Raw genomic sequence first — 22,399 nt, forward strand, 5'->3', positions numbered from 1 at the left:
GTGAAACTTGAAAGTCGTACTATGCACTTGGTGACATTCCAAAGCGGAGAACTCGCAGTACCCGGAGCAATCGTCGAGGACGAGATTCTTCACGTCGAGAAGGCGGCAGGTCTTCTGGACGTAGTGGGGTTGCCGACGTCCCTGAAGCTGATCCTCGAGCAAGGTGAGACAGCGCTCGATCTCGTTCGCCGGCTCATCGACAAAGCGCTGGGTTCGGCGGCCCACCGCATGAGGGAAGAGGGCGCACTTGTTGCGCGGGCATCGGCGAGGTTGTCTGCACCTATTCCTGACACAAGTTTCATCTTGTGCGGCGGCGCCAATTATCGCCAGCATCTGCAAGAGATGAAGGTCGAGGTCCCGCACCAGCCTCTCTCGTTCGTTAAGAATGCAACCAGCGTAATCGGCGACGGTGCACCAATTGTCCTGCCTCCATCCAATCCGGGCATGGTGGACTGGGAGGGCGAATTCAGCGCGGTGATCGGCCGGCCATGTCATCGTGTCAACGCAGCCGATGCGCTGGACTATGTTGCCGGCTATACCCTCATCAATGATGTTTCCGCCCGTGACTGGGTTGCGCCGGTGTTCGATGCGCCAGGCATCATGGGCCCAATTTACGCGTGGGAGCGAAACATTCTGGGAAAGCAGTTTCCGACGTTCTGCCCAATGGGTCCTGTGTTGGTGACGAGGGATGAAATCCGAGACCCGGATAACGTTGACATCACAACGACAGTTAACGGAGAGGTCATGCAATCGGCAAATACCAGCGACCTCATATTCAATGTCGCCGATATGATCGCCTACTATTCCCAGTTCTATCGGCTTTGCCCAGGCGACGTGATTACGACGGGTTCCCCCGCGGGGGTTGGCTATGGTCGAACGCCGCAGAAGTTTCTAAAGGCCGGCGATGTCGTGTCGGTGCACGCAACCGGCGTGGGAGCGCTGACAAATCCAGTCGTTTGATCTGCGCCGTCGACGCCCGCCGGCATTGAGCGCCGTCGAATGCCTGCTCGCATGAATAGGCCGCCGGCCGACCGACTTTCACGAGCCGGACGCCCGTCTGCAGCGCAGTCTCATGGAGCGCGGGATTGATGGGGAGGATATGGATGATTGCTGAGAAACATGCAGATAGTCTGGCTTCCTTGCAATTAAAAGGACAGCTTCTGCGCTATGGAGGGCAGGATTACGCGGAATCCCGCGCCATCTTCAATATGCGCCGTAGTGAAACCCGTCCGAGCGTCATCGTCCGGGCTGCAGACGCTGATGACGTCGCGATGGTGATGAGTTGGGCGAGCCGTCACCGGCAGCCTATCGGGATTCGCAGTGGAGGGCATGGCGCTGACGGTGCGGCTATGCCGGATCGCGTTCCGGTGCTCGATCTTACGCGCCTCCGCGACGTCCATATGGATAAGGCGAACGGACGAGTAAAGGTTGGCGCAGGTTTGCTGTTGGGCGATATAGACAGGATCGGTCAGGACCATGGCTTGGTAGTCCCGTCTGGGACAGTGTCTGACACAGGTGTCGCAGGGTTGACGCTCGGTGGGGGCGTTGGAATGCTGATGCGTCGCTTTGGAGCCACCGTCGACAATCTGATCAATTGCGACGTCGTCAGCACCGATGGCCGAAAGATCGTGGCCAGTGAGAGCGAGAATGCTGATTTGTTCTGGGCCCTGCGTGGTGGCGGTGGCAATTTTGGTGTCGTAACCGCATTCGAATATCGCGGCTATCCTGTTGGCCCTACGGTAACGGCCGGCTTCGTTGTATTCCCACTCGACCAGGCCGCTTCAATTTTGCGAAAAGTAGGTGATTCGATGTCCGCGATCCCGCGGGAGGTGGGGCTCGTCTGTTCAATCGTCGAGTGCCCGCCTATGCCGCCGGTGCCGGTCCAACATCATCATAGACACATTCTTCTTATGACGATCTTGCACAGCGGAGAGCTTAGCTTAGCGAACGATGATATTCACAAGGTGATTTCGTTCGGCAGGCCGATCGTGAACATGGTCACGCCGATGCCTTGGGTGCAAGCCAACTCGATGTTTAACGTTTTCGCTCCGACAGGGCGTCGCACCCATCAACGCGGCGCGTACCTTTCCGAGCTGCGAGACGAAACTATCGCTTTGATGCTTCATCATGCGGTGAACGCGGCGCAACTCGATTATGTCCCGCCAGTACCTGCAACGGCGCAATCCGTATGGTTGATGGGGGGCGCCATCACGGACGACTTTGCCGAAGATTCAAAGGCCTTCTCGCGAGAAGGCGCGCGCTTCTTCTGGGAAGCAGTAAGTCAATGGGATAAACCGGAAGATGACGGGCGCCTCGCGGCGTGGGCCGATGCAGTCGCTGACGCTATTTCCCCGTATGCCCGGAAGAATTGCTACGTCAATCTGTCCACCGACCGCGGGCCCGAATGGATTCGAGAAATTTACGGTTCGGAGGAAAAATTTCAGCGCCTTCTGTCAGCCAAAGCGAAGTGGGATCCCCACAACATACTCCGATTCAATAAGAATTTTGCGATTGAGCGACGGGCAACGCAATCATAGGGTCCCTGACCGCTGGTTGCCGCGCCAAAGAGCTGCCGACGTCGATCTTGACCGTCAGCCAGCCGAGCAATGAGAGCGCTCTTCGTCCCTTAATGGTGACACCTGGATTGAGAACCAGGAATTTGGAAAGCCGCCGCGAGGCGACAGCACATTCCCAATTGGGGTAAGAGTCGCCATCAGTGCAGAATATCGTCGATCTGGTTGATGCGCCGAAGGCGGTAGCGCTCACCCCAATCAGTCGATCTGTGCGCCAAGGTACGATTTTTCGCGATCTCCACGTTGCGTGATCGCCGCGCCAGCATGACCGGCTGCTGGCTTTAGCTGTTGTGGCGGTCGATTCGCACGGCAAGCTCTATAACGCGATTCCTGTCATTCCCGAGACTTACGCAGAATCAGCGGCAGGAGTCCGCCAGCGCGAAGGATGTCGCACTCCAGGTTCGTCTCGATCGCGGCTGCTGCGACGAAGCTGTCACGCGAGGTGCCGTCCTTCACGATCCTGACGGTGAAGCGCGAGGCGCGATACGCTGCGAACGAGGACAGCGACACCGTCAAATTGTTCAAGCGCGACGCTGCGAGCGGCGTTCTCGCTCCGACGGACCAGACCGTAAAGGTGGGAAGCCCGGTCTGCATTCTGTTTAGAAACGTCTGATGCGCAAATCTGCGCGCCGACATCGCGCCGTCGCTGCAGAGATTCTCAACGGGCCGATGCTGGAGGCGATTGCGCGGCGGTGCCCTTGTCGGTCCAGTCGGGGGGAAGTCCAATTCGCTCGCCGATCAGCCCGGCCACGCCTGGCGCTCTTCCAAATGCCTCGCAGGCGGCTTGCTTTGGCGCGCCGCCCAGCGTTGTGTTGAGACCCTCCGCCGACGGGAGTGAGGGCGGAGCGCCGAACGGAGTTTTGCCGGAGACGAGCAGTTTGCTGAAGTCGGCGCCAAACGCGGTCGCGAGATCATACGCGTCGCCGTCCTGCGAAATCCGTCCGGCGCTCGTGAAGGAATTCGCTCCTCGCCCCCAAACCATCGCGGCTTTCTGGTTACCGCGCAGGTCCCTGGCCTCAGCCTCCACCGATAGGCTTCCCAATCCGATAGGGATACGTGGAACGGGTACGGGTACACCGGGGAGGAGAATGGACGGTACGACGGACGCCACTTTGGACGCACCCGCCGCCGCGGGGTCCGTCGGTGCGGCGTGCGTAATAACAGCGTGCGCGATCAGATCGGATTGATCGTTTCCGCCGATCATCTGAAACCGTTCGCTCAACCCAGTACACAGAGCTCGGTCTACAGCATTGCTGATGAGTCTACGCTGGTCTTCGGAAAATGGCACGCCCGCCGCGGCGCTTGCCGAGAAACGCGTCGGCACGAGCCGAACGGTCTTCGCAGCAAGGATGTCGTGCTTGTCGACGCGGAGGACGGATTTCGTGAGAACTCCATCTGAGGTCGTCAGATTGTCGTAAGTCGCGAGAGATCCTGCCCGATTGCGCGGTGCCGTCGCGCAACCCGCCGTTGCCAAGCACAATGCCACGATCTGCGCAACCAGTCGATCAGATGACATCTTTGCAGTCTCGCCGAATATCAGAGCCCGGCGCATCCAGTGCGTCCGATACAATGCATCGGGATCGTCCTGGAAGCGTCCAGTGAGGAAGCCTGTGCGGCGCGAGCCCATCGGATCAAACGAGTTCGGCTAGGTCTTCCTCCGTGAGGAAGATGTTGCCGGCAGCGACGTTTTCCTCCAGATGCGCGATGGACCCGGTGCCCGGGATCGCGATCATCACCGGCGAGGCCGCGAGCAGCCAGGCCAGGGCAATCTGGTTGGTGGTCGCCTTGTACCGGGCCGCGATCCGAGCGAGCCGTTCGTCCTCGATTTTTGTCGTTCCGCCGCCAAGCGGAAAGAAGGGGCTGAAGGCGATATTTGCGGTTTGGCACGCCTCCAGGAGCGCCAGGTCGCTGCGTTGGGCGATGTGGAAGTTGTTCTGTACGGCGACGACAGGCGCAATCTTGCGGGCTTCCCTCAGATGGTCCCCATCGATATTGCTGAGACCGAGGTGGCGGATCAGCCCTTCGTCGCGCAGGGCAGCAAGCGCCTCGAACCGTTCGGCCACCGACTCTCCGTGGGGCGGGGCCATGGTGCCGATGCGCAGATAGACGAGATCGAGCCGATCCAATCCCAGGGTTTCGAGGTTCTCCTCGACCAGGCGCCGCATCTCGGCGCCGGTGCCTGGCCTGAAGCTGCCATCCGTACCAAAGACGGGGCCTACCTTGGTCGCGATCGCCAGATCCGACCGATAAGGATGAAGCGCTTCGCGGATCAGGGTGTTCGCGCGAACCGTCTTGTCGCTGCTGTGATAGAAGGCGGCCGTATCGATGAGGTTCACCCCGAGCTCAACGGCGCGACGCAATACGGCACGGCCGGTGGCAGGGTCCCGAGCTGCCCCTCGGAATCCGTTGGCAGAAAGGCGCATGGCGCCAAATCCAATCCGGTTGACGGCCATGTCACCGCCGATCAGGAAAGTCGTCGTCTTAGTTGATGGCATTTGTACTCTCTCGATGACTGTTCGGTGACGCAGGCGTCATCGCGAACGTTGGGTATGACGGAATTTGACGTTGACAGGTCTCAGCGACCATCGATGCTGTACTCATCAAGTTGCAGCTTGCCCGTTCCCAAAGGCAGCGGCACCGTTGCCGATACCAGCAGGGCGTAGGGAATGTCTTGCAATGCGGCGAGCCGGACGTTGATCCCCGCGTTGGACGCAATGAACCTCGTCACGGTCGCGTCCGGATTGTGACCAGCGAGCGGTTTGTAGCGTACCGAGCATACCGCGACGCGACCACTGTACGCGCGAGACTTGATTTGTTCGGACCAGGCATAAGCAAATTCGAGGTCCGAGCGTGCCGCTCCCGTGAAGAGATGCACGGTTCGTCGGCACATCGACGGGTCAATATCTCCGCTGGTCTGATTCACCGGCATGATGAGCGCGCTCAAGGGATCGACTACGTTCATCTTGTGCTGTTCCGTCAGCGGAATTCTCGGGCCATCGATCTCAAACGGAGGGTCGATTTGCGTAACCTTGGCGTTGCCTGCAACAGATGCCACGCGGATCGTACGTGTTTCCGCTCCAGCCTGGTTGAGCGAGAAGGACGACGGCAGGACCTGTCCATCCTTCAATGTTCCTTCGGCCCTCACGCTCACGCGATGGGGCCTAGCGACCGCCGCAACGCCGCTCAGATGCGCGTTGAGCTGCGCGTCATAGCTCGTGGGACCGATGTTGGTTGTCGTCGTGAGCTCGCCAACCGGGACGCCGAGATACGACAAGGAATATTTGGCGCGAAGCGTTGCCGCGTCCGATGGCAATACCTGTATTGTTAGGCTTGATGCCAGCAAAAGCGCCCCGAACGCGCTTCGCCTCGCTCTCCCATCCCTCATAGTGCAAGAACAATCCGGCCGGGACCGAGGGAGCCGGATTCGACATTTGCTATCGCGGTCAAGGCCTCGCTGAACGGCTTCTCGAGACCGATCGTCGGCCGCAACACGCCGACATGCGCAAACTGCGCAATCTCCGGGAGATGCTCTGTTCCCATGGTTGCGAAGGCCATCTTGTAACGGCCCGACAGCATTCCACGGACGATTCTTCCTGGAGTGGGATTGATATCGATGAACACGCCTCCACGGTTGAGCATGGAAAGCCCTTCGCTCACGGACATAGTTCCCGCCGTATCGAAGATCGCATCGAACTTCCCGGCGCTTCGGTAGGGGGAGCTATCAGCGTAGTTGAATACGGGGTCGACGCCAGCGGCCTTGGCCTTTGCCATGGCGGCCTTGCCACAGGAGCCAGACACCGTCGCGCCTCGCGTCAGCGCCAGTTGTACTGCGAACGCTCCGACGGCTCCGCTGCAGCCATTGACGAATATGCGCGATCCGCTGCGGGCTTGCGCCTTGTCGATGATTGCAGCCCAGGCCGTCGTCGCCGGGATCGGAAGGCAAGCAGCTTCGCCGAAAGAGAGCTGCGGGGGCTTTCGTGTCAGATATCCGGAATCGACGACGATCGTCTCCGCAAAGGCGCCGGCGTTCTTGAAGTCCATCGTGCCGAAGACGTCGTCCCCAAATTTGACGTTCGTCACGTCCTCGCCGACCGCCTCAACAGTCCCGGCGTAGTCGGACCCGACCCCTTTCGGAAACGATCTGCCGATGATCAGTTTCATGGCGCCCTGACGGAGCTTCCAGTCGAGGGGGTTGATAGCAACCGCCTTGACCTTGACGCGCACCTGGTTGTGTTCGAGCGGCGGCGGAACATAGTCGCCGAAATACATCTGCTCGGGACCGCCGAAGCGGTCATACTGAACTCTCTTCATGCTTGGCTCTCGGTTCTGCATCAGTGTGAGGCCACGAGGCCTTCGATCTCGGCAGACGCCGCCGCCATGGCGGCAGTGCGCCTTTCCGGGCTGATTCCGAGACCTTCCGCACGGATCGCGGTAACGTCGCTGACGCCGAGAAATGTGAAGAACCCTTTGAGATACGTCTCCTGATGGTCGAACGCTGCGGCAGGCTGACCTTCACGATAGAAGTTGCCGCGTGAGGACGCGATGATCACGCGCTTGCCCTGTGCAAGCCCTTCGACGCCGTTGGCGGTGTAGCGGAAGGTCTTGCCCGCGACCGCCACGCGATCGAGCCAGGCCCTGAGCTGCGAAGGCAGGGAGAAATTGTACATCGGCGCACCGACGACGATGACATCGGCGTCAATGAAGTCTTCGAGCGTTTTCGCGTTGCGCGCCGCCGTCTCTTTCGAAACGCCGTCCTCGGGAGCCGAGCCTCTCTGGGCCAGCAGCTCCGGTCCGGTCAAATGCCCGATTGGTTCGGCGGCAGGATCGTAGCGGATGACGTCGGTACCGGGATTGAGGCCGGTCAGTCGCCTTACGATGGCGTCAGAGAGACGTCGGCTGGCCGACTGGTCGCCGAGGATGCTGGCGTCAACGTGCAGAAGTTTCATCGTTCGTCCTGTCATATGGTCCCGCCGTGAAGCTTCCGACCAGGGATGTCGTTCGCACGCGGGCAAGAGAAATTTACAGTCTGTGCAATTTCAAATATTACAGTGACTGCGAATTTACAAGAGGTGCGGTTTTTGGTATGCGAAATGCCATGGACAACGAATCGTCGGCTCCGGAGGGATGGCGCGAACAGAAGCGTCGTGAGACGCGGCAGCGCATTGCCGAAACCGGGCTTAATCTCTTCATCGCCAATGGATACGAGGCGACGACGCTGGAAGCGATCGCTGCGGCGTCCGGCATATCTGCGCGCACATTCTTCTATTACTTCAAGTCGAAGGAAGACATTCTGCTCGCCTGGCAGCAGGGATTGCCGGATGCCGTCCGGGCTGCGATTCTTGCAGAGCCGCCGGACCAGCGACCCCTTCACCTCGTGCGTAACGCTTTCTTGAAGTTGGCGGCGCAGTTCAGCTCCGAGCAGGCCGCGGCAATCGATCGCATTTTGCGTTCGACCGAGCAGCTACGGGCAAGTAACCAGGCGAAGTTCTTGTCGATGGAGAAGGCGACGTTCGATGCTCTATCCGAGCACTGGCCGCAGGCGCGCCGGCGCAAGGCGCTTCAGGTCGTTGCGATGGCCTCTGTCGGGGCAATGCGTCTTTCGGTTGACGCATGGGCCGACGAAGCAGGTCAGAAGCCGCTCGCGAGCTTCATCAAGCAGACGTTTTCGGCTTTGGAAGCTGAACTCTAGGACGCGGGTCGTCGAGACGCAGCAGGTTGGTGCTAAATGTCAAACCGACGAAATCGACCCATTTCTCCACATGCTACGATCTACCGTTTGGCCTGGGCAATGGCCGCTTCCTTCACTCACCGTCTGACCGGGATGGCGCTTACTATGGCGGGGAGTGTGGTCCTCGCCTGGTACTTGATGGCCGTCGCATCCGGCCCGAAAGAATACGCCAAGTTCGTAGTCTTCGCGTCGAGCTGGTTCGGCAAGTTCGTTCTCGTCGGAATCTCCTGGTCACTATTTCAGCACCTTGCCTCAGGTCTCAGGCATCTCGCGTTTGACCTTGGGTACGGCTTCAACCTCGAAACCGCACGTCGCACCGCGATCGCGTCCTTCGCTTCATCGATCATTCTGACGGCTCTGTTTTGGGCGTAAGTGATACTTGCCCATTGAAGTCCACCGAGAGGGCTGTCGGGTCACCAAGCGACGACCGCACAAACGTAAACCAACTGGCGTCCGGCAATACCGGCGCGGTTTAGTCTGAGTGAGGAGCGCAACTTGAGCAACGAGACGGTCAATTCCCTTGGCCTTGGCCAGCCGCTTGGCAATGGCGATTGGGCCGGCTGGTCGAGATGGACAGGACCCAAACCATTCGAAGACCTGGTGGGACCATTTTACGCCAAACGTCAGGACACCGGCCAAATGAGCTGCGGTTGTCGCGCAGAACCGAAGAACTTGAACGACAGCGGCACGGCACATGGAGGCTTCCTGATGACCTTCGCCGAGCATTCCCTGTATCTGATCGCCCATGATCATCTGACCACCTTAGGTGGGGTGACCATCTCCTTCTCGAGTGAATTCCTGTCACCTGCGCCAGGCGGTGCTCGTTTGATCAGTTGCGGTGACGTCCTGAAGGCAGGACGCGACTTGCATTTCATAAGAGGACTCGTCACCGCCGATGGTGACCCGGTTTTGAATTTCTCTGGAGTGGTCAAGATGCTTCGACCGCGCAAATGAGCGCACTTGGTGGAGGGGGCCGGACCTCTCCAGTCTTGACGACGACAATGAGCGACCGACGAATCTAACTACGTGCCGCGCGCGGTTCGTCCTTCTTGAGAGGGTAAATATCCTTCCAGAGCGTCAGCTGGTCGCGCCAGGCTACGCAGACGGTATGGTCGCGGTCGTGAAGATCGGACGGTCCGACGACTTGGTCGTCAGGCCGCCAAGCCGAGGTGAGTTAGTCGGCCGTTGAGAAGCCGGATTGAGCTGGTCGGGGAGGCCAGCGATGGCCATAGCCGCCGTAGGAGCAGGGCCAGGAGTTGCTTGAGCCAGGCGAGGATGCGTCGGAAGTTGTGGCTGACGGCTGAGAGGACGACAACGTTTCCCGCACGGGACGATGAGTTCTAGCAATCGCAGAGAATGCAGTTGTGGGCGCTCTCAACGGTTGTGCATCTATCTGGTTCGTCGGCTGTCAGAGGCACGACGGAAACGCGGCGTCATCATCGAACGTGCGCCACAGCAGACAGCGCTGGCGCGCGGCATTTGATAATCGGCACCCAAACGCTAAGAATTCCGAGCCCCGCTAGTCTAACGAAAAGAACGGCGCCACGGTTTCGAGCGTGGCGCCGCAAGTATGCCCTGGGAGGACCTAGGGCGTCTTAGTCGGGGGCATTAGTGCTCAGACGCCGATTAGCTCAGCTTGCCATGCTCCCGCAGCCGCTCGATGCAGGCTCGCTCGATCGGCTTCTCGGAGATGGTTTTCGGAATGGCGTCCAGCACCTGAAATATCTCGGGGATATCTCGCTTCTGCAGCGACTTGCCGCAATATGCCAGGAGATCAGCTTCTCTGAAATTGGCGGCGCACGGCACGACAGCGGCAACCAGCGTCTTCTCTCCCGCGACGTTCCGGGGCGTCGCGACGCCATAGACGAAGACGTCGGAGACGAGGCCTGACTTGATCAGAGTCGCCTCGACCAGAGCGGTGTTGATGAAGTCGCCATTGCGCCGGATGCCGCCACCAATCCGGTAATGGAAGAAGAACCAGCCAGCTTCATCTTCGTGCACGACGTCGCCGGTGCGGAACCAGCCATCCACAACCTTGGCGTCGCTCGCCTCGGGATTTCTGAAGTAGGTGGTCTTGATCGCCACGCCATCCTTGCGCCGAAAGCGCAGCTCTCCGGACTGCATCGGCGGGCAGCGCCGTCCCTCATCATCGAACACGACGGCTTCGAGTTCGGGCGGCGGCTTACCCAGGCTGCCGATCGGTCCGGATCCGGGCGGGTTGGTGAGGGCGCCGCCGCCTTCGGTCGAGCCGTAGATCTCGCAGATCCTGAGGCCATAGCGGCGCTCATATTCCTTCCAGAGATCAGGCGGCATCCCTGCGCTGATGATGAGGCGAACGGGATTGTCGGCATCGTCCGGCGCCTCCGGGATGCTGTAGATCTCGGGAATCATGCCTCCCAGAATGTTGAACATGGTGCAACCGAACTTCCTGCAGATCGGCCAGAGATGGCGCTTGCTGAACTTGCGGCTGATGACGACCGGCAAGCCTGCCGTCAGGCCGATGCGAAGCGTGCCCTGTGCGTTTATATGCGTCAGCGACAGGCCGGTGTAGAGCACATCATCGGCATTGAGCTCGATGCCGTGCATGCCGCGTGCCCGGCTCATATAGGCGCCGTGGGATATCACGACGGCTTTGGGGTTGCCCGTCGTGCCCGACGTGAACATCAGCATCATGGGATCGGTCGGTGAAACGCCGATGCGGTCGCTGGATCCGCCTTCCTTCAACACGTCCCGGTAAGCCAGGTTCACCCGCGCAATCGAGGCAGGCCAAGCGCTTTGCTCGGTCAGGATCACGGCCCAGGGGAGGTCGTTGCCTCCGAGGTCGGCAATGGCGGCTGCACATTCGGCCGAGCAGATGACGCCGCGGCACTCGGCATGCGACAGCATGAAGCTCAGCTTCTCGCCGATCGTTCTGGGATCGATCGGCACGAAGACCGCGCCCAGCATTGCGGCGGCCAGCATGGCTTCGACGAATTCCGGGTGATTGGCCATCATCAGCGCGAACGTGTCACCGCGCCGAAGACCGAGTGCTGCTAGACGCCGCGCGAGCGCCGCGCCGTTTCGTTCCAACTGGGCGTAGGAGCGCTCCTCCGTCCGATAGGTGCCGTCGGCCGCCACGTCCACGAATGTCAGGGCCGTCTTGTCAGGCGTCCCCGAAGCCTGGGCGGCGACGAGGTCGTAGACCGTATCGAGCGGAGGAGTGGTTTCCACGGGCCTCAACCCCCGAAGCCGTAGTAGCTGCGGACCACCGGCTCGCGAAGCTTGCCGGGCTCGAAGATCTCGATGACGACGCCGTCGGGCGCGCCGAGCATGAAATAGCCGCCGCCACCGCCGAGCCGGCGGATGGGATTGGGAATATTTAGGCCCGCGGCCTTCATGCGATCGTAGAGCTCGTCGATGCCGACGACCTGCATGCCCAGATGATGGACGGCATTCTTGCCTTCGCCGCGCGGAAGCTGATCGTAGAGGTGCAGCGCGCCGATGCCCACCTTGATGAAGACGTTACGCGCGCCCGCGACGTCGCCGTCCCACATCACCTCGGCATCGAACCAAGTTTTGTAGAAGTCGATGGTGGCATCGACGTTGGATGCAAACAGATGCACATGTTGCAGGTGATAGCGCTGTTTGGTGCCGTAGGGATACTGCCACTCGTTCTCGGGTATCGTCATGGTCGTCCTCTCTTATTGAAGTCGGGTATCGAATGCCGCGTCAGCGCTTGACGAGCGGGCAGGTGCTTTCGGTCAGCGGAAGGGTGACGTCTTGCGCCGGGATCGTGCGCAGGATCTTGTAGAGGTCCCACTCGCCCTTGGACTCCTTGGGAGCCTTGACCTCGGCGAGATACATGTCGCGAACGACGCGGCCGTCCTCGCGGATCGTGGCGCCGTGCGTGAAGGCGCTCTCGATTGGTGTTGCGCGCATCTTCGCGGTTACAGTGTTTGCGTCGTCCGAGCCGGTTGCTTCGATGGCCTGCAGATAGTGACGGACGGCCTCGTAGACGCCGATCTGCATGAAGGTCGGTCGCTGCCCCTTGCGCCGGGCCGCGAACTTGTCCGACCAGGCGCGGGTCTGTTCGTTGAGATCCCAATAGAAGGGAGTCGTGAGGAACGTTCCTTGCGTCGCAGGAAGGCCGAGCGAGTGGACGTCGGTGAGCAGCAGGAGCATCGCGGCCATCTTCTGCCCGCCCGCCGTCAGGCCGAACTCTTCGGCCTGCTTGATGGTTGCGACCGTGTCCCCGGCGGCATTTGCGAGGCCGACGATGTTGGCTTTCGAAGCCTGCGCCTGGAGCAGGAAGGAGGCGAAATCTGTGGTGCCTTGCGGGTGTGCGGAAGCTCCCAGCACCTTGCCGCCATTGGCCTGAACGACGGCACTGGCGTCCTTCTGAAGCTGATGGCCAAACGCATAGTCGGCCGTCACGAAGTACCAGGTTTTTCCGCCGCCTTCGACCACTGCCTTGGCCGTTCCGCGGGCGAGGGCATAGGTATCGAAGGTCCAGGCGACACTGGTTGGTGAGCAGAACTGATTGGTGAGCGCCGTCGTCCCGGGCGACGAGAACAGCATGACGCGGGAGCGGGTGCGGGCGACCTCCTGAACCGCGAGTGCGACGGCGGAGTTCGGAACGTCGGCGATGGCATCAACGCCATCCTGCTCGAACCATTTGCGGGCGATGCTGGCGCCAACGTCCGGCTTGAGCTGATGGTCCGCGAAGACGATCTGGATCGGCTTGCCTGCCACGCGGTTGCCGAACTCCTCCGCAGCCAGTTGAGCTGCGACGACGGAGCCTTCACCCGTGGCATCGGAGACGATGCCCGACATGTCGGTCAGCACGCCGATCTTCACGACATCGCCGGAGATTTGTGCGCGAGCAGGCACGCTTGCCTCGATAGCCAGCGCTGCGACGAGCATCCCGAATACGAGTCTCATCAGGCGTTCCCCCATCATCGGTGTGTTATGGTGGGGTCTGTGTCAGAGCGGGCTCCGGCTGGCAAACGAGGTTTTTTCGGTGCCTCTTGAGTGAAACTCAACACTCAGCCGGGCGAACCCTTTCGCGTGGACTTCTTGGCAGCTGCTTTCTTGCTGCCCTGCTGCTTGCAGGCGTTACACAGCCACGTGGAAAATGCGGCGACGGCCGGGTCGTCTGCCATACGCTGCTCGTATTCGAGCACGAAGTGACGCCGCGTCGGCCGGACGAGAGGATGCGCCCTGACGAGATCGAGCTGCGCGAGATCTGTATCGAGCAGGCTCTCGATCGCAATGGCGGCGCCGAGACCGGCGGCGGCTGCCTCGATGGCAAGACCGAGGTTTTCGAAACTGCTCCCCCCGCGAACAGGCACCTTGGTGAGCTGCGCATGGTCGAGCCAGCGCCGCCAGTCATCCGGTCGCGGCCTGTTGTGCAGCAGCGGAACGGACGTGAAATCCAGCGTGCCGTTCTTCAGGAAGGCTGGCGAGCAGACCGGCACGGTGGCGATCGGGAGCAAAGGCCGGGTGACGAGACCCGCCCTCGGCTCCCCGTCCGATACCGCGATGACGGCATCGTAGCGGCTGGCAAGAAGGTCCACGGGGTTCGCGCTGGTATGCAGATCAATCTCCAGTTCGGGATGTGCCGCCTTGAGCGCCGGCCACATCGGCAGGAGAAAGCGTGACAGGAAGAACCCGTAGACGCCGACCGATAGCCGCCTGAATTGCCGCAGGTGCAGGCCTTCGGCCGCATCCGCAATGCGGTCCAGCGCTTCGCGCGCGGAATCGGCGAAGGCTTTACCCGCCGAGGTCAAGATGAGGCCGCGCGATCCACGCAGGAACAACGCCGTGCCCATGCGCACCTCGAGCGCACGGACATGCCGGCTGACGGCACCGACCGTCACGTTCAACTCGTCCGCGGCGCGCGTGATCGACAGATGTCGGGCAGCCGCCTCGAATGCCCGCACGGCGTGAAGCGGAGGAAGTCGTCGTGAAGCCATGATCGTGCGCCCCGCAGGATGAGCGAACCTTGAGTTTAGCTCAAGGCCCCCACCCAAGAAGTCGTTTGCGTGGACCGCTGTCAAGCCATACCCGAACCTTGGCGGGGTCCATCCCGCCCAAGATACGTCGTTCGGAGAGGAAACTTATGACCGTTCATGCCGGTTTGGCCCGTCGCGAAGCGTCGTCCCGGCGCTCGATGGCGTTAGCGCCCACCTGCCGCGGGCTGAACTACTATACCATCGACCAAAGCGTTCGGGATCTGCTTCCTCTCTACATGGACGCGCCGTTGCTGGCGCACCTCGATCCGCATCTCACCGAGCTCGGCGCGCTCGCCGGCAGCAAGCTGCACGACCTTTCCGATCAAGCCGAGCGCCACCAGCCCGTTCTGCACTCCCGCGACGGCTATGGCCGCGACGAGGAGTGGGTCGAATATCACCCGGCCTATCGGGAGATGGAGCGGTTCGCATTCGGACAGTTCGGTATGCACGCGATGTGCAACCGCGCTGGCGTGCTGGGCTGGCCCTCGGCGATGCCGCCGATCGCGAAATACGTGTTTCACTACCTGTTTTCCCAGGCCGAGTTCGGCCTGCTGTGTCCGGTGAACCTCACCGACAGCTCCTCGGAGCTGGTGCGACGCTTCGGCAGTGCCGAGCTGCATGAGCGCTATCTTCCGGGGATGTGGAGCCAGGATCCGGCCACGCTGCTCAAATGCGCGCAGTTCATGACCGAGAAGGCCGGCGGCTCCGATGTCGGTGCGGCCGAGCTGACCGCGGTGCGCGATGGCGAGCACTGGAAGCTCTACGGTGAAAAATGGTTCTGCTCCAATGCCGACGCGGAGCTTGCCGTGTTGTTGGCTCGGCCGGAGGGTGCAGTCGGCGGCGGGCGGGGCCTCGGCCTGTTCCTGATGCCGAAGACGCTGCCGGACGGCAGCCGCAACGCGTATCGCATCATGCGGCTCAAGGAGAAGCTCGGCAGCCGCACCATGGCGAGCGGCGAGATCGTGTTCGATGGCGCCGTTGCCTATCAGCTCGGTGAGCTCGACCAGGGCCTGAAGCACATGCTGGTAATGGTGAATTCCAGCCGCGTCTCGCATCTGGCACGCGCCGCCGGCATGATGCGCCGCTGCCTCAACGAGGCGCTTCAGGCCTCCCGTCACCGCAACGCCTTCGGCCGCGCCGTGGTCGATCATCCCCTCATGCGCCGGCAGCTCGTCAAGCTGATGGTACCGACCGAGCAGGCATTGTCGGCGCTCCTCTATTCGGCGACTGCGCCGGAGAAGGTGCTGCGGTTGCTGACGCCGATCGTCAAGTACCGGGCCTGCCGCGACAACGTCACGGTGGCGACCGGTGCGATGGAGGCGCGCGGCGGCAACGGCTACATCGAAGACTGGCCGAATGCACGGCTGGTGCGCGACGCCCATCTCGGCCTGATCTGGGAGGGCACCAGCAATATCAACGCGCTCGACGCCGTGCAGCGCGCGGTTGGAAAGGTCGGCGCGCATGCCGCCTTGCGCGACGATCTCGCGACCCGGCTCGGCGACACGCAGGGAGTTCCCGGCCAATTCCGCACGCGGCTCGACGGTGCGATCAACGGCGCACTGCGCTTTGCCGAAGAGGTCGCCTCACGTGAGGAGAACGAGCGCTTCTGCCGGCTTGCTGCGGGCAAGCTCTATCACGCCGTCACAGCCGCGCTGTTCATCGAGGAGGGCCTGCGTCTGGGGACATCCGGCGGTGATGCCCGTCGCCTGCTGTTGGCGCGCTTTGTGCTCGAGCATCGCCTGCAGGAGCCGAACCACTTGAACCTCGACGGTCAACGCTGGGAGGACGAGGCGATCGACCTGCTGCTGGGTGAGGCGCCGGTGCCACTGTCGCGCGCGGCTGCGCTGCTGGTGAGGTAGTCACGATGGATCAGTCGACCCAACGCGAACTCGCGCGCCTGCTCGCAACCCTGCGGCGCGAAGGGCGCCAGCAGAGCGGTCTCGATCAGCGTCTCGTGCCGCCCGACAAGGCGACCGCCTATCGAATCGCGCGCATGGTCGAGGAGGAGCTCGGCTGGGATGTCGCGGGCTGGAAAATTGCGGCCATGAAGGAAGGGCTGCAGCGGGACTTGCGTACGGACTCGCCGATCTATGGCCGGGTCTACGCTCCGCTGATCGAGCCATCGCCGGTTACGGTCGAGCATGCACGCCAGTGCAGCCCGATTCCTGAAGTCGAATACCAGGCAGTGCTCGGCGCTGATCTTCCGCCGCGTCAAGCGCCGTACAGCATGGCCGAAGTCGAGGAAGCCGTCGTTTCGCTCCATCCTGGCGTGGAGCTGGCCGAATGTCGCTTCGTCCACGACGCGGCCTTTCCTCCTTTGCCAGCTATCCTTGCAGACGGAGCCGGCAGCGGGACCATCGCCTACGGTCCGCCGATCGAGAATTGGCGGGAGCGCGACATTGCCGGCCAGGAGGTCGTGCTGACCTGCAACGGGACATTGAGGCGGAAAGGCAGTGCGGCGGTCGCGCTGGATCATCCGATCGTGCCGGTGACATGGCTCGCCAACGAGCTCTCGCGGACCGGCATCGGCCTGAAGGCGGGGCAGATGATCAGCACCGGCACGGTGACGGGAATGTTGAGACCGAAGGCCGGCGAGACGTTCGTCGCCGATTTCGGGCCTTTCGGCAGCGTGACGGTGACCTACGCGTGATCTGATCGAACGAACAATTCCACAGAACAATAGTCGGACGTGCTGCATGACATCATCGCCGCACCGAACCGGCAGGGAGTTGGAAACGGCACGGCGTCAGCCTTGCATTGGGGGGAGGAAAGAAGCCTATGGAATTCATCGGTTTTTGCCGCAAACTACTTCTCGCGACGATTACCTTGTCCATGCCCACCGTGGCGTGGGCGGAATTTCCCGAGCGGCCGATAAAGTTCATCGTGCCGTTCGCAGCCGGCGGTCCGACGGACGCATTGGCGCGGTCTCTGGCCGAGGGTGTCAGAGTCAAGCTCGGCCAGCCTGTGATTGTCGAAAATCGGGCGGGCGCCGGCGCCAATGTCGGAGCCGACTTCGTCGCAAACGCGCCGGCCGATGGTTACACCCTCCTGTTCGGGACATCGGGCCCGCTTGCCATCAATGTGAGCCTGTACGCAAAGCTCAGCTATGATCCGATCAAAAGCTTCGATCCGATCATCATGATCGGCAAGATGCCCAACGTACTCTCGGTTCATCCCTCCGTGCCGGCGCAAAATGTGCAGGAGCTGATCGCCTATGCGAAGGCGAATCCGGGAAAATTGAGCTTCTCATCGTCCGGCAACGGTGCCTCCACTCACCTCGCCGGCGTCATGTTCAACGCCGTCACCGGCACCGACATCCTGCATGTGCCTTACCGGGGCGGCGCGCCCGCGATAAACGATCTCATCGGCGGCCAGGTTCAGATGAGCTTCGCCGACATCTTCGTCTCCGCGCCTCACATCAAGGCGGGAATCCTTCGCGCGCTCGGCGTCACGACGATCGAGCGGACGCCGGTTCTGCCCGATGTGCCGACCTTCGATGAGCAAGGTCTAAAGGGTTTCGACGTCAGCGTCTTCTTTGGCGTCGTTGCGCCGAAGGGCGTACCTGAGCCGATCATCGAGAAGCTCAATGCGGCCTTCGTGGTTGCCATGAATGACAGCTCGATCAAGCCGATTCTGGATGCACAAGGGATCATCCCGGCGCCGTCGAATGGTCCGGCATATCTCGGGACGTTCATGGCACAGGAAATTCCCAAGTGGCGGGATGTCATCAACTCGATCGGATTGCGAATTGAATGAGGCAGGCCAGCAGGTCGTCGGCGAGCCTGGGCCGCCATGAGCGGATCATGGCGCCGATTACGGTCCGCCGACGAGTTACATGACAAAGCGGACTTGGCTTCGAACGGACCTTAAGAGAAAGGGGACATTATGTTTCAACGCAGCTGTTTAGCCATCGCGCTCGTGGCGCTCGCCATGCTCGTGTCGGTTCGTGCCGATGCGCAACAATACCCGACAAAGCCGATCACCCTGATCGTGCCCTGGCCGGCGGGCGGATCGACCGACCTCACCATGCGCGCGATCGCCGAGAGCGCCTCGAAGGTGCTGGGACAACCGATCGCGATCGACAACAAGGCCGGAGGCAGTGGCACGGTCGGCCCGGCCACAATGGCTGCAACCGCAAAACCCGACGGTTATACCATCGCGCAGCTTCCAATGGGCGTGTTCCGCCTGCCGCTAATGCAGGAGGTCCCATGGGATCCGTCGAAGGATTTCACCTACATCATCCACCTCTCGGGCTACACCTTCGGCGTCACCACCAGTGCGGATGGGCCGTTCAAGTCATGGCAGGACGTGGTCGACTACGCCAAGGCCAATCCGGGCAAGGTCACTTATGCAACGCCTGGCGTGGGCACTTCACCGCATGTCGGCATGGAGCAGATCGCCATGCTCGCGGGCATCAAGCTCACGGCTGTCCCGTTCAAGGGCGGTGCGGAAACCAATGCCGCGGTGCTCGGCCAGCACACCATGCTGCAGGCCGATGCCACCGGCTGGCGACCGCTTGTCGATGCCGGCAAGCTGCGCCTGCTGATGGTGTGGACCGCGAGCCGTTCGCCGAACTTTCCGGACGTGCCGACCTTGAAGGAGCTTGGCTATCCCGTCGTCTATGACTCGCCGTTCGGCATAGCCGGTCCGAAGGGCATGGATCCGAAGATCGTCGCCAAATTGCACGACGCCTTCAAGAAGGCGCTGGATGATCCGGCAGTGATCGCGACGCTGTCCAAGTACGACATGGTGCCGAACTACAAGAACAGCGAGGACTACAAGAAGTTCGTCGTCGAGGTCACCGAATCCGAACGCAATGTGATCGATGCGCTCGGGCTCGGAAAGAAGAACTGACCCATGAGTGCCGATAGCAACGTCAAAGTGCGCCTCAACAATTCCGAGCTATGGGGTGGGCTGATCGGGCTCGGACTCGGAATCTTCGTGGTCCAGTCCGGCCTGAAGCTGAAGCTCGGCACCATCCACGAGCCAGGCCCGGGCTTCGTACTGTTCTATGCCGGAATCCTGATATGCGCGTTTGCGGCAACGATCGTCGTTGCCGCGCTTACCGAGGGCGGGCCGACTTTCGGCTCGCGCTGGAAAGATGCGCGCTGGGCAAAGCCGGTCATCGTCATCGCATGCCTCACCGCGTTCGCCTTCGCGCTCGATCCGCTCGGCTTCCTGCTCGCCGCAATTCCGCTGACGCTGCTGCTGATGCGGCAGATCGACCCGGTGCGTTGGTCGCTGGCTGTTCCAATCTCCATCCTCGTTCCCACCGGCATTTGGTGGCTGCTCAAGCACGCGCTTGGCATCCAGCTGCCGTCCGGCTCGTTTGGTATCGGCTGAGCGCCCGCCATGGATACACTCGTCAATGTCGCGCACGGGTTCGGGGTCGCACTGGCGCCGATCAACCTGCTTTATTGTTTCCTCGGCGTCTTCATCGGTACGCTGGTTGGCGTGTTGCCGGGCATCGGCCCGATCTCGGCGATGTCGCTGCTCTTGCCCGTGACGCTCTCGGGCACGCCGGAATCCGGCATCATCATGATGGCCGGCATCTATTACGGCTCGATGTATGGTGGCTCCACTACCTCGATCCTGGTCAACATTCCCGGCGAGGCGGCATCCGTCGTCACGTGCATCGACGGCCACCAGATGGCGAAGCAGGGCCGCGCGGGACCCGCGCTCGGCATCGCCGCCTTCGGCTCTTTCATTGCGGGCACCTTCGCGCTGGTCGCGCTGATGCTGGTCGCGCCGAGGCTCGCCAGCGTTGCCATCGTTTTTGGTCCCGCCGAGTATTTCAGCCTGATGGCGCTCGGGCTCGTGGTGCTGACCTTCCTCACCCAGGGCTCGATGGTGAAGGCGCTGTTGATGGCTTGCATCGGCGTCGTGCTCGGTCTGATCGGGCTCGACAGCATTACCGCGCAGCCGCGCCTGACCTTCGGCCGCATGGAGCTGATGGACGGCATCGGACTCGTTCCGGTCGTGATGGGCCTATTCGGCGTCGCCGAGGTCCTGCTCAACACCGAACAGGTGATCCGGCGCGACATCATCAATGCCAAGATCACCCGGCTCCTCCCGAACAAGGAGGACTGGAAGGCAAGTGCCGGCCCGGTCGGCCGCGGCACTGTTCTCGGCTTCTTCCTCGGCATCCTGCCGGGCGGCGGCGCCGTCGTGGCGTCCTTTGCTTCCTACGCGCTCGAGAAGCGCCTCTCCGGGACGCCCGAACGTTTCGGCCATGGCGCCATCGAAGGCGTCGCAGGTCCGGAATCGGCCAACAACGCAGCGGCCGGTGGCGCGTTCATTCCGCTGATGACGCTCGGCATTCCGCCGAACGTGGTGATGGCGCTGCTGCTCGGCGCCTTCGTGGTTCATGGGCTGCAACCGGGACCACTGATGATCGCGCAGAACCCCGGGTTGTTCTGGGGCATCGTCGCCAGCATGTATATCGGGAATCTGATGCTGCTGGTGCTCAATTTGCCGATGATCGGCATGTGGGTGCAGCTTCTGAAACTGCCGTACAACATCCTTTTCCCCCTCATCATCCTCTTCACCATCATCGGCGTCTACTGCTCCGGCAACAACGTGTTCGACGTCTACGTCATGATTGCCTTCGGCGTGATCGGCTACTTCATGCGCAAGCTCGGCTATGAGCCGGCGCCGCTGGTGCTGGCCTTCGTGCTCGGACCGATGCTGGAGAACAATCTGCGCAAGTCACTGATCCTCTCGCAGGGCGACCTCGGCATCTTCGTCACGCGGCCGATCTCGGCGGTGTGCCTCGCGCTTGCCCTCGTCCTGCTGATCGGTCCGCTGTTGCCGTCACTGCGCAGAAAGCGCGAACTGGTGGCGCTCGACGAGGGAGCTTGAAGTTGAAGTCTGGGGTTCTCGCCTCTCGACGCTATCGCCCTTCGATCACGCTTTTCAGCAGGAGTTCGAGCTCGTGGCTGACCTCCTCCAGGGGCTGTGCGCTGCGTGCTGCCCTGCACATCGCGACCGTGCCTTCCACCGATGCGACGACAAGCGTAGCAAGCCGTCTTGCGCGCGATGCAGCGAGACCTTCCTGTTTCAGCGCGGCCGACAAGATCTGTTGCCAGTCCGCAAAGATGCCTTGAGCGAGATCGAGCAGATGGCGCTGAACGGCCTGTCCGCCACCGGTGTCCTTGTCGGAGGGGTCGCTCACATATTCCTCGACGGCGACTGCCAGGATCGGACATCCAGCCTGATAATTTGTCTGCTCCAGCGTCCTCTTCCAAAGGGTGATGAAGGCGCGGAGGCCGGCCATGGCCCCCCGTTCGGTGGTGAGATGCCTCAGGGGACCGCTGACCTGGGCGCCTGCAAACACGATGGCATCCTCGATGAGCTGCCGTTTGCCCCCGGGGAAATGATGGCTGATCGATCCGCGCGGGGTGCCGGTGTGACGCACGACTTCCCGCATGCTCGTCGCATTCACGCCGCGGCGGCTCATCAGGTCGGCGGCCCCGGCCACCATTTTCGCTCTCGTGTTGGACGTCATCAGGCACCTCGTTCCTCGGAAACTACAATATGACGGTTGACATAGCCAGCGCCTTATGAAGGTATGTCATGTGACATATTCAGCGCCGCCCCAGGGAGATCGCGATGACCTTTATCCATGTAATGACCCCGCAAGGACGATTGACCGGCCAGCAGCGTCGGGTGCTTGCCAAGACGTTGACCGATGCCGTGCTGGTGCCAGAGGTCGGACAGCTCGTTCCTCAGGCGCGACGCGGCTATCAGGTGCACTTCCTCGAGCGGCCGCTCGACATGATCGCCCACGGCGGAGAGTTGCTCTCGGACCAGCCGAGCGACGTCATGGTGGTGGATGTCGTCGTGATGGACTGCTGCTGGACCCGCGGCGACCGGGCCACGGTGATTCGTAACGTTCTCAGAGCCCTCGCGGATGCGTGTGAGTTGAAGGAACCTCCGCCGGGCTGGTGGGTCAATTTCCGCATCATCGAAGAGGGCAACTGGGGTTCACGCGGTGGCGTGTTGTCGTTCCTCGACATTCTCCAGGAGGGCGCAGCGGCGTTCCCGCCGGAGCGGGCCGCTGCCATTCGGACCGCACTTGCCATCAAGAACGACAGATAGACAGG

General features: G+C 61.7%; 24 protein-coding genes and 1 pseudogene. 13 read left to right on the forward strand and 12 right to left on the reverse strand.

The annotated features are described in order from the left end of the window. Positions 1–21: 21 nt before the first annotated feature. Entirely contained in the window at positions 22–960 is a 939-nt protein-coding gene (locus JQ604_RS19395) for a fumarylacetoacetate hydrolase family protein (RefSeq protein WP_212359708.1), read from the forward strand. 143 nt (positions 961–1,103) lie between these two features. Then, the gene (locus tag JQ604_RS19400) at positions 1,104–2,537 is read left to right on the forward strand and encodes an FAD-dependent oxidoreductase (RefSeq protein ID WP_212359712.1); all 1,434 of its coding nucleotides are present in this window, start codon (positions 1,104–1,106) and stop codon (positions 2,535–2,537) included. A gap of 369 nt (positions 2,538–2,906) precedes the next feature. Here the strand turns inward: JQ604_RS19400 and JQ604_RS41595 are convergent, their stop codons facing one another. Beyond that, positions 2,907–3,098 carry a hypothetical protein gene (locus tag JQ604_RS41595; RefSeq protein WP_249158456.1) on the reverse strand — a complete coding sequence of 64 codons (192 nt, stop codon included), beginning with the start codon at positions 3,096–3,098 and terminating at the stop codon, positions 2,907–2,909. On the opposite strand from JQ604_RS41595, the gene JQ604_RS41600 reads away from it, so the two are divergent. Next, positions 3,040–3,186, forward strand: coding sequence for a beta-propeller fold lactonase family protein (locus JQ604_RS41600; RefSeq protein ID WP_349631122.1), 147 nt, complete (start codon positions 3,040–3,042; stop codon positions 3,184–3,186). The two genes, JQ604_RS41595 and JQ604_RS41600, sit on opposite strands and share 59 nt — an antisense overlap. Before the next feature lie 45 nt (positions 3,187–3,231). On the opposite strand, the gene JQ604_RS19410 is transcribed toward JQ604_RS41600, so the two are convergent. The 5 genes from JQ604_RS19410 to JQ604_RS19430 form a co-directional block, all read right to left on the reverse strand. After that, complete coding sequence (locus tag JQ604_RS19410) at positions 3,232–4,125, reverse strand: DUF3313 domain-containing protein (protein ID WP_433996261.1); 894 nt, start codon at positions 4,123–4,125, stop codon at positions 3,232–3,234. Positions 4,126–4,204: 79 nt separating this feature from the next. Continuing rightward, entirely contained in the window at positions 4,205–5,068 is an 864-nt protein-coding gene (locus JQ604_RS19415) for an aldo/keto reductase (protein WP_212359718.1), read from the reverse strand. A gap of 80 nt (positions 5,069–5,148) precedes the next feature. Next, a complete protein-coding gene (locus JQ604_RS19420) occupies positions 5,149–5,958 on the reverse strand; it encodes a DUF3108 domain-containing protein (protein WP_283818012.1) in 810 nt (269 codons plus the stop codon). After that, complete coding sequence (locus JQ604_RS19425) at positions 5,955–6,884, reverse strand: NAD(P)-dependent alcohol dehydrogenase (RefSeq protein WP_212359726.1); 930 nt, start codon at positions 6,882–6,884, stop codon at positions 5,955–5,957. Before JQ604_RS19425 ends, JQ604_RS19420 begins: the two co-directional genes overlap by 4 nt. A 20-nt stretch (positions 6,885–6,904) precedes the next feature. Continuing rightward, complete coding sequence (locus JQ604_RS19430) at positions 6,905–7,519, reverse strand: FMN-dependent NADH-azoreductase (RefSeq protein WP_212359729.1); 615 nt, start codon at positions 7,517–7,519, stop codon at positions 6,905–6,907. 149 nt (positions 7,520–7,668) lie between these two features. On the opposite strand from JQ604_RS19430, the gene JQ604_RS19435 reads away from it, so the two are divergent. The 3 genes from JQ604_RS19435 to JQ604_RS19445 all read left to right on the forward strand — a co-directional run bounded on the left by JQ604_RS19435 (position 7,669) and on the right by JQ604_RS19445 (position 9,255). After that, on the forward strand, positions 7,669–8,262 hold the full coding sequence (locus JQ604_RS19435; RefSeq protein WP_212359732.1) for a TetR/AcrR family transcriptional regulator: 594 nt from the start codon (positions 7,669–7,671) through the stop codon (positions 8,260–8,262). A gap of 36 nt (positions 8,263–8,298) precedes the next feature. Continuing rightward, positions 8,299–8,673, forward strand: a complete 375-nt coding sequence (gene sdhC / locus JQ604_RS19440) for a succinate dehydrogenase, cytochrome b556 subunit (RefSeq protein WP_283818013.1) — start codon at positions 8,299–8,301, stop codon at positions 8,671–8,673. Positions 8,674–8,796: 123 nt separating this feature from the next. Next, positions 8,797–9,255, forward strand: coding sequence for a PaaI family thioesterase (locus tag JQ604_RS19445; protein WP_212359738.1), 459 nt, complete (start codon positions 8,797–8,799; stop codon positions 9,253–9,255). 234 nt (positions 9,256–9,489) lie between these two features. Here the strand turns inward: JQ604_RS19445 and JQ604_RS42165 are convergent. The 5 genes and pseudogenes from JQ604_RS42165 to JQ604_RS19465 form a co-directional block, all read right to left on the reverse strand. Further along, a pseudogene (locus JQ604_RS42165) lies at positions 9,490–9,629 on the reverse strand (IS5/IS1182 family transposase); the annotation flags it as partial. Positions 9,630–9,927: 298 nt separating this feature from the next. After that, positions 9,928–11,511, reverse strand: a complete 1,584-nt coding sequence (locus tag JQ604_RS19450; protein ID WP_212359742.1) for an AMP-binding protein — start codon at positions 11,509–11,511, stop codon at positions 9,928–9,930. Between the two features lie 5 nt (positions 11,512–11,516). Next, positions 11,517–11,969, reverse strand: a complete 453-nt coding sequence (locus JQ604_RS19455; protein WP_212359746.1) for a VOC family protein — start codon at positions 11,967–11,969, stop codon at positions 11,517–11,519. Positions 11,970–12,009: 40 nt separating this feature from the next. Then, positions 12,010–13,221: an ABC transporter substrate-binding protein gene (locus JQ604_RS19460; RefSeq protein WP_212359749.1), complete on the reverse strand. Its 1,212-nt coding sequence runs from the start codon at positions 13,219–13,221 to the stop codon at positions 12,010–12,012. Between the two features lie 104 nt (positions 13,222–13,325). Further along, positions 13,326–14,255 carry a LysR substrate-binding domain-containing protein gene (locus JQ604_RS19465; RefSeq protein WP_212359754.1) on the reverse strand — a complete coding sequence of 310 codons (930 nt, stop codon included), beginning with the start codon at positions 14,253–14,255 and terminating at the stop codon, positions 13,326–13,328. A gap of 197 nt (positions 14,256–14,452) precedes the next feature. Between JQ604_RS19465 and JQ604_RS19470 the strand changes: the two genes are divergently transcribed. The 6 genes from JQ604_RS19470 (at position 14,453) to JQ604_RS19495 (ending at position 21,155) form a co-directional block, all read left to right on the forward strand. Further along, positions 14,453–16,153, forward strand: coding sequence for an acyl-CoA dehydrogenase family protein (locus tag JQ604_RS19470; RefSeq protein WP_212360021.1), 1,701 nt, complete (start codon positions 14,453–14,455; stop codon positions 16,151–16,153). Between the two features lie 5 nt (positions 16,154–16,158). After that, on the forward strand, positions 16,159–16,944 hold the full coding sequence (locus tag JQ604_RS19475) for a 2-keto-4-pentenoate hydratase (protein ID WP_212359758.1): 786 nt from the start codon (positions 16,159–16,161) through the stop codon (positions 16,942–16,944). Between the two features lie 128 nt (positions 16,945–17,072). Further along, positions 17,073–18,050 (forward strand): Bug family tripartite tricarboxylate transporter substrate binding protein, encoded by a 978-nt coding sequence (locus JQ604_RS19480; RefSeq protein ID WP_212359761.1) that lies wholly within the window; start codon positions 17,073–17,075, stop codon positions 18,048–18,050. Positions 18,051–18,224: 174 nt separating this feature from the next. Then, positions 18,225–19,148, forward strand: coding sequence for a tripartite tricarboxylate transporter substrate binding protein (locus JQ604_RS19485; RefSeq protein WP_433996265.1), 924 nt, complete (start codon positions 18,225–18,227; stop codon positions 19,146–19,148). A gap of 3 nt (positions 19,149–19,151) precedes the next feature. Continuing rightward, positions 19,152–19,637 carry a tripartite tricarboxylate transporter TctB family protein gene (locus JQ604_RS19490; RefSeq protein WP_212359769.1) on the forward strand — a complete coding sequence of 162 codons (486 nt, stop codon included), beginning with the start codon at positions 19,152–19,154 and terminating at the stop codon, positions 19,635–19,637. A 9-nt stretch (positions 19,638–19,646) separates the two neighbouring features. Continuing rightward, positions 19,647–21,155 (forward strand): tripartite tricarboxylate transporter permease, encoded by a 1,509-nt coding sequence (locus JQ604_RS19495; RefSeq protein WP_212359773.1) that lies wholly within the window; start codon positions 19,647–19,649, stop codon positions 21,153–21,155. Between the two features lie 31 nt (positions 21,156–21,186). Here JQ604_RS19495 and JQ604_RS19500 read toward each other — a convergent pair whose 3' ends face one another. Continuing rightward, entirely contained in the window at positions 21,187–21,801 is a 615-nt protein-coding gene (locus tag JQ604_RS19500; RefSeq protein WP_212359778.1) for a TetR/AcrR family transcriptional regulator, read from the reverse strand. Positions 21,802–21,905: 104 nt separating this feature from the next. On the opposite strand from JQ604_RS19500, the gene JQ604_RS19505 reads away from it, so the two are divergent. Further along, positions 21,906–22,394 carry a tautomerase family protein gene (locus JQ604_RS19505; RefSeq protein ID WP_212359781.1) on the forward strand — a complete coding sequence of 163 codons (489 nt, stop codon included), beginning with the start codon at positions 21,906–21,908 and terminating at the stop codon, positions 22,392–22,394. Positions 22,395–22,399 lie beyond the last annotated feature (5 nt).

Origin of the sequence: Bradyrhizobium jicamae, from assembly GCF_018130695.1 — a bacterium.
Taxonomy (GTDB): domain Bacteria; phylum Pseudomonadota; class Alphaproteobacteria; order Rhizobiales; family Xanthobacteraceae; genus Bradyrhizobium; species Bradyrhizobium jicamae_B.